The following is a 6,877-nucleotide window of genomic DNA, read 5'->3' as shown; positions in this document are numbered from 1 at the left end:
AATCTTCATCTTTCTTAGGCATGATGCTATCGATTATTTCTTTAGTGCCTTTTCTTGTAAAAATAGCTATTTTTAGCATAGTTACTTTAAATTCATATTTAACTATGCCTTTCTCTTTTTCAACGGTTAAAAATAGTCTTATTCCGTTGTATAGAATTATTAAAAATATGAGGATTAAGGCGATTAGGATAATTAAAAAAAGATTGCAGTTCATTTCATCGCCTTTTCATATTGTTTTTAGTTTTAATATTTTAATATTTTAATATTTTTAATTTATTTTTATTAGATATATCTTATAGATTGATGATTTATTTATTCATCATTATCCACTTCAATGTCTAATCCATCTTCAACTTCGTCAACTATGTCTTCAGCTTTTTCCTTAATTTCTCCGTCTTGGATTTCAACTTCAGTAACATCGTCGACATTTATGTATTTGTCATCTTTATTTTTTGATGGGATGACATCTTTTAGGATATCGGTTAAAATCAATCCTAATTCGTTTAAACTTTTATTAGCATTATCTCCTTTTGATAAATTTATGGTTCTGATTCCCTCTGCACCAGTGTTTCCTTTTGATACAACGACCATGGTTACAGGTTCAACACTTACACCAGCACCAGTAGCGGTTATTTGTTGTCCAGCTTTCTGTTCTCCTATACCGAACCCTATTGCTGCTTTAGTTACTGGAATCAATATTTTATCTTCACTTTCAATAGGTTCTCCAACATAATTGCTAATGTGGATAAGTTTTCTTAATTCTTCTACAGTTGATTTAATTGGTGCTTCATCAATCATTATTTAACTCCTTGTTTTTATCAATATTCTATAATTTTTAATTATGGTTTGCTATTAACATATAATATATTATATTTTTTTAATATACTTTTTTTACTATTTACATTTATATGTTGGATACATTGATATGTTAAAAATACATTCCATATGTTAAAATTATATTACATTCTATATAAATGTTTCTAAGCTTGAGTTAATTTTTTGAAAAAGAGATGCTTGATTTGAAAATTTAAAAGTAAAAATAAAATTAGTAGTAATACAAGAAAAATAAAAAAAGAAAAAAAGAAGAAATGGGTTTAAATGTAATGATCAGCAAGAGCTGCTACACCGGCACCTGCATCTTCTACTAAACCTAATCCTTTTAAGGTTAATCCTAATGCAGTAAATGTAATAGCTAATTCTTGGTAATTGATTACACCCATGTGTCCAATTCTGATGATGTTTCCTTTAAGATGGTCTTGTCCACCAGCTAATTGAACTTTATATTTGTTTAACATGGTTCCTCTGATATCATCGTCAGTTACACCTTCAGGGATGTTTACTGCAGTTACGGTTGCAGAGGATACAGCTTCATCAGGGAACAATTCGAGACCTAAAGCTTTAACAGCATCTCTTGATGCAGCTGCTGCTTGGTGGTGTCTTGCTACACTGTTTTCAAGTCCTTCTTCATGAATGACTTCAAGTGCTGCTTTTAATCCGTAAATCAATGAAACTGATGGGGTGTAAGGAGTTTGAGCAGGAGTTTTGTTACCGTTTGCTCTGTATTTAGGCATGTTTAAGTAGTAGTTGTTAGGTTCAACTTTTTCACATGCTGCCCATGCATCGTCATTGAAGGTAATAGCTGCAAGTCCAGGTGGTGCAGCGAGACATTTTTGAGATCCGGTTACACAAGCGTCGATGTGGAACTTGTCTACATCAACATAGTCTCCACCTAAGGATGATACAGTGTCTACAATGAATAATGCATCGTGGTTTTTCATGACTTCCCCTACTTCTTGAATAGGTGCAGCCACTCCAGTGGAGGTTTCGTTGTGGACCATGGTTACTGCCTTGATGTCTTCATCTGCTTCTAAAGCTTCTTCCACTTGGTCCGGGGTTACAGCAGTTCCCCATTCAACATTTAAAGGGACTGATTCAATTCCGTGGTAGTTTGCAATTTCTGCAAATCTTTCTCCGAATTTTCCTCCGATAACATTCAATACTTTGTCTCCTCTGTTAACAAGGTTGGAAAGAGCTGCTTCCATTGCAGAAGTTCCTGAACCAGTAAGGATGTAAGAATCATTTTTGGTTTGGAAAGTTTTAGACATTAACTGAGTGGTTTCAGTATAGATTTCTCCGAATTCATCTCCTCTGTGGTTTACAACAGCTTTTCCCATTGCTTGCAATACTCTTGGGTCTGCAGTTGTTGGGCCAGGGAGCATTAATAATATTTCGTTCATTTATTCTCCTCCAATATATAATAAGAATTATGAGCTTGAGTGGATAATTTTAATTGTTTTTCATTAGATTTCTATTATTATTTTAAAGTTATAATAATATGTCAAGCTATATATAACCTTTCTTTTTAATAGTTCTTAAATATTTTGTCGGCACTTTCATTTCTTTATTTGGTTAATTATGATAATTTTATAAATGACTTTTTAAAGATTAATATTAAAGGTTTTCTTATGAGTTTTAGAACAAGAAGAGTGTTGATGTCCACTCCATTTATTGCAATATTTGAGTTTTTCCTTATGGTGCCTGTTCTTATTGTTCGGCGGATTAGATGATTCATATTTGCTTTTATTAACCTCTTTTTTGTTTTATTGAATACAGTGCCTATGTTTTTCGAGGAGAAGAAATCAAGATTCATAACAAGGGCCTTGGATGTGATATCCGGATTTTGGATTTGGATGTCCTTGTTTTTCTTCTTTGACATTCTATTCATTTACATTATTGGAGCCTTTGTGGAACTTCCTTTTTATATTATAGTTGCCCTTCTTCTATTGGTTCCTATAATAACAATCTATAGCTATTGGCATGCTCATATGATTATTGTTCATGAGAAAACAATAGAACTTGACAAGATCAATCAGAACATTAACATTGTCCACCTATCAGATGTTCATTATGGAGCAATCAGGCATAAGAAAATCATTTTAGACTTAAGGGATAAGCTAAATGAATTGCCTCCCTCTTGTGATTTGGCTATCATATCTGGGGATTTGGCAGATGGTTCATGTGTGGTTGAAGAGGATGATTCCCTGCCACTTAAAGATGTGAATATTCCAATTGTTTTTACAGCAGGAAACCATGACTTTTACCTAGGCATCGAAAATGTTTATAATGCCTGCAGGAAAGCAGGAATCATCATTTTAGATAATGAAGGAATGGAATTCAAGGACTTGAATATCTTTGGCCTCACCTATAGTTTTGGCGAGATAGAAACTGTACGTTTAGAGGATTTGAAATCATTCATCAAGGAAGATAAGGTAAATATAATCAATTTCCATGTGCCTCAAAATTGGGAAATGTTTTCAAGTTTGGGCTTTGACATTCAATTGTCTGGTCATACTCATGGAGGACAGTTTTATCCAGTCGTTTGGATAGGAAACATAATTATGTATAATATGGGTCTTTTTAAGAAAAGCATTGGTGGAAAGGATAGTTATTTGCATGTTACAACTGGTGTTGGTTCCATGGATTATCCATTTAGGTGGGGAACTGACAGTGAGCTTGTAATATTGAAATTAAGGAAAAAAATTAATTCAAATTTTATTTATTATCATAGGATTATTATCATAGAATAATTATCAGATTATTATCATGGATTTATTATTATATAATTTTCAGGGATTTATTATATCATCAGATTATTAGTATATTAGGGGTTTAAATGAATAAGAGAGTAGTTAAAAGGAATGGGGATGAATTGTTTCCTCTTGGAATTGGAGCAATGAGACTCCCTACAAAAAACAATTCAATTGACCGTGAAAGCGCTCAGGATTTTATATTGTTTGCAATTGAAAATGGAGTGAATTACATCGATACTGCCTATGCATATCATGGTGGGGAAAGCGAATCATTTTTAGGAGACATCTTAAGCTTGTCTGGTTCAGATGGAGTTAAATATAGGGATAAGGTTAAACTGTCCACTAAATTGCCTTCCTGGATGGTAAGGTCAAGGGAGGATATGGATGCATTTTTAAATGAACAGTTAAGAAAGCTCCAGGCTGATGTCATTGATTATTATTATGTTCATAGCGTTGACTTGTCAACCATTTTAAGGCTCAAGGATTTAGGACTTTATGAATTTTTGGAAAAAGCAAAAACTGATGGCAAAATCAGGAATATCGGTTTTTCTTATCATGGTTCTCCACATGAATTCCAAACTCTAATTGATGATTTCCCTTGGGATATGGTACTTGTTCAGTATAATTATTTGGATGTCAATGCACAGGCAGGAATTCGTGGAATTCAATATGCCTATGAAAATGATATTGCAGTATTTGTCATGGAACCTTTAAAAGGAGGGCTTCTTGCTGGGGAATTGCCTCAAGAAGTAAGTGCTTTGTTTAATGAGGTGGATTCCAGCAAATCCTCTGTTGATTGGGCTTTAAGTTGGGTTTTCAATCAAAAGGAAATCACTTGCGTATTGTCTGGAATGGGTTCTCTTGATCAGATGAAAGAGAACATGTCAATTGCTGAAAGGGTAGAAATTGGTTCATTGTCTGATGAGGAGATAGATGTATTGGATAAGGCACAAGGCATTTTCAATTCAATGATGAAGATCAATTGCACAGGTTGTGGCTATTGTCTTCCTTGTCCTAGAGGGGTTAATATTCCAGATTGCTTCAATGTCTATAATGAAAAGTATTTATTCGATAAAAAGGCATTTGGTGTACTTCCACATGCTATGGTGAATTATTATGTGGTTGTTGGTGGAATAACCAATAAGCAAGCAAGTGCAGGGCTTTGCAATCATTGTGGAAGATGCAAAAGCTTATGTCCACAGTCTCTTGACATTCCGAATGAATTGGATAGGGTAAAATCAGAATTTGAATTATTGGGATTCAATTATCAAATCAAGTTTGTAAAGAATGTTGCAATGCCTTCAATTAATAAGATATCTAAAGTTTTTGACTTCTTTAAGCATTTTTAGATATTTTATTTTCTTTTTTCAATTAATTTTTATTTAATTTCTATTTAATTTCTATTTTTCATGCAATCATTTAAGAATTTATAAGTATTATTAAGAATAAAATATAATTTAAGAAAAATTTTATGAGGTCTTTTTATGAAAAACATTTTAATATCCAATGATGATGGTGTTCTTGGCCCAGGTATTTTAGCCAATAAACAGGCACTTGAAGAGTTTGCAAATGTTACTGTCGTAGCTCCTCAAGAGAATAACAGTGCTGTAGGTCGCAAAGTCAATATCATGAAGCATATGTATTTAAAAGAGTATGAATTGGCTGATGGAAACATGGCTTATGGATTGTCTGGAACTCCCGCGGATTCTGTCAATGTAGGTATTAATTATGTTTGTGATGAAAAGCCAGATCTTGTTGTAACTGGAATCAATCCTGGAATCAACATAAGCAGATTCCAAATCACTACATCAGGTACAGTTTGTGCAGCACTTGAAGCAGTTGGACTTGGAGTGCCTGCAATTGCATGTTCATTGTTCTTGGATGATGATTGCTTTAAGCAGGATGAAGAGGGAAATTGGTATGTTGATACAGATTATAGCTTTGCCCAAGAGATTCTTGTTAAAGTGGTTAAAAAGGTTTTGGATGAAGGTCTTCCTGAAGGAGTTGACCTCTTTAACTTGAATATTCCTTCCAAGCCATTGTCTGATAAGATTAAGATAACAACTCTTGCAGATAGGATGCTTGATTTTAATATTCTTGAGAGAGTCGATGATGAGGGGAATGATGCAGTCATGAATGTTCCTCAATTGATTGAAGAATATGAAGAGGGAACCGACGGATACTGCTTATTGGTTGAAAGAAGACCTAGTTTGACTCCTTTAAGTGTTAATTTTGGAGGCAAAATAACTGGATTGGAAGATTGGGAATTTTGATTTTTAAATTGTCATATTTTTAAAGTATAAGATTCTTAAATTATAATCATAATCATTAATTATTGAAGTATTAATTATAAGGTGTAAACATGGATTTTAATGAATGGGGAGGATGGTATAAGGAAATTCTTGATACTCTTGGATTTTCAAGAGAAGGGGATGAGAACACTGCAGCATTGTTGGATAAGATTCTTGATGAGAAAGGTTGCTTGACAATTGAGGAATTCTCTGATGAGATTATGGAGAAAAAAGACACTTCAAAATTCATTGTTGTTGGTGCGGGCCCTTCCATAAAGAAGCATATTAAATATGTAAAGGAAAATTATGACTTGAATGATTATCTTATTGTTTCTGCAGATGGTGCCACTACTGCAATGCTTGAAGATGATCTTGTTCCAGACATTGTTGCTACTGACTTAGACGGCAAAATGGATGATTTGTTGGCTGCAAATTCATTAGGGTCTTATTTTGTCGTTCATGCTCATGGAGACAATGAAGAGCTCATTGTGAAGTGGACCACTAGCTTTGATAAGATTCTCGGAACCACCCAATCCAAACCTGTAGGTCATTTATACAACTTTGGTGGATTTACTGATGGTGATAGGGCAATGTTCTTCACTCTTGCATTAGGATGTGAGGAAATGGTTCTTGCAGGAATGGATTTTGGAACAAATGTAACCAAATATTCAAGGCCTAACATTGAAGGGGCAACAGGTCCTGCAGATGAGATTAAAACCAAAAAGCTAATCTTTGCAGAAAGATTGCTTGCTTGGATAAAGGAAAATACTGATGTAAAAGTGATTAATTTGGTTGACATTGACAAATAATCATTTTTCTTAATTTTTATTTTTTTAATTATTTTAGCTATTTCACTTTCCTTGTTTTCTAATTATTCTATTTTCATTATTTTATTCTCTTATTCATTCTCTTATTTTATCGTTTTTCCAGATTTTTTCTTATTCTATTTTTTCAATAATTTTTATGAATTTTCTTTTTTTTATTAAATTTGTATGC

At 33.3% G+C, this 6,877-nt stretch carries 7 protein-coding genes; 4 read left to right on the top strand and 3 right to left on the bottom strand.

Annotation, left to right across the window (positions count from 1 at the left end; all coding sequences use genetic code 11):
* The 3 genes from VW161_RS06215 to VW161_RS06205 form a co-directional block, all read right to left on the bottom strand.
* Positions 1 to 214 (bottom strand): hypothetical protein (locus VW161_RS06215; RefSeq protein ID WP_304105836.1); only part of this gene is annotated, 214 nt, incomplete at its 3' end.
* Positions 215 to 312: 98 nt separating this feature from the next.
* Complete coding sequence (locus VW161_RS06210; protein WP_304102873.1) at positions 313 to 798, bottom strand: GerW family sporulation protein; 486 nt, start codon at positions 796 to 798, stop codon at positions 313 to 315.
* 296 nt (positions 799 to 1,094) lie between these two features.
* A complete protein-coding gene (locus tag VW161_RS06205; RefSeq protein WP_298535490.1) occupies positions 1,095 to 2,237 on the bottom strand; it encodes a pyridoxal-phosphate-dependent aminotransferase family protein in 1,143 nt (380 codons plus the stop codon).
* Between the two features lie 381 nt (positions 2,238 to 2,618).
* Here VW161_RS06205 and VW161_RS06200 point away from each other — a divergent pair, with 381 nt between their 5' ends.
* The 4 genes from VW161_RS06200 (at position 2,619) to VW161_RS06185 (ending at position 6,690) form a co-directional block, all read left to right on the top strand.
* Positions 2,619 to 3,587, top strand: coding sequence for a metallophosphoesterase (locus tag VW161_RS06200; protein WP_325192790.1), 969 nt, complete (start codon positions 2,619 to 2,621; stop codon positions 3,585 to 3,587).
* An 86-nt stretch (positions 3,588 to 3,673) separates the two neighbouring features.
* Entirely contained in the window at positions 3,674 to 4,939 is a 1,266-nt protein-coding gene (locus VW161_RS06195) for an aldo/keto reductase (RefSeq protein WP_304105681.1), read from the top strand.
* A gap of 135 nt (positions 4,940 to 5,074) precedes the next feature.
* The gene (gene surE, locus VW161_RS06190) at positions 5,075 to 5,863 is read left to right on the top strand and encodes a 5'/3'-nucleotidase SurE (protein WP_304085784.1); all 789 of its coding nucleotides are present in this window, start codon (positions 5,075 to 5,077) and stop codon (positions 5,861 to 5,863) included.
* Positions 5,864 to 5,952: 89 nt separating this feature from the next.
* The gene (locus tag VW161_RS06185) at positions 5,953 to 6,690 is read left to right on the top strand and encodes a 6-hydroxymethylpterin diphosphokinase MptE-like protein (protein ID WP_304093466.1); all 738 of its coding nucleotides are present in this window, start codon (positions 5,953 to 5,955) and stop codon (positions 6,688 to 6,690) included.
* Positions 6,691 to 6,877: the final 187 nt, after the last annotated feature.

This window comes from Methanobrevibacter ruminantium, assembly GCF_016294135.1.
GTDB lineage: Archaea > Methanobacteriota > Methanobacteria > Methanobacteriales > Methanobacteriaceae > Methanobrevibacter > Methanobrevibacter ruminantium_A.
The sequence above is the reverse complement of the archived record's forward strand: the minus strand, read 5'-3'. Positions and strand labels throughout refer to the sequence as shown.

Bases quoted from the DNA above. Each gene is read 5' to 3' on its own strand.
- VW161_RS06210 (WP_304102873.1), bottom strand. From the start codon at position 798: ATGATTGATGAAGCACCAATTAAATCAACTGTAGAAGAATTAAGAAAA.
- VW161_RS06205 (WP_298535490.1), bottom strand. From the start codon at position 2,237: ATGAACGAAATATTATTAATGCTCCCTGGCCCAACAACTGCAGACCCA.
- VW161_RS06200 (WP_325192790.1), top strand. From the start codon at position 2,619: ATGTTTTTCGAGGAGAAGAAATCAAGATTCATAACAAGGGCCTTGGAT.
- VW161_RS06195 (WP_304105681.1), top strand. From the start codon at position 3,674: ATGAATAAGAGAGTAGTTAAAAGGAATGGGGATGAATTGTTTCCTCTT.
- surE (WP_304085784.1), top strand. From the start codon at position 5,075: ATGAAAAACATTTTAATATCCAATGATGATGGTGTTCTTGGCCCAGGT.
- VW161_RS06185 (WP_304093466.1), top strand. From the start codon at position 5,953: ATGGATTTTAATGAATGGGGAGGATGGTATAAGGAAATTCTTGATACT.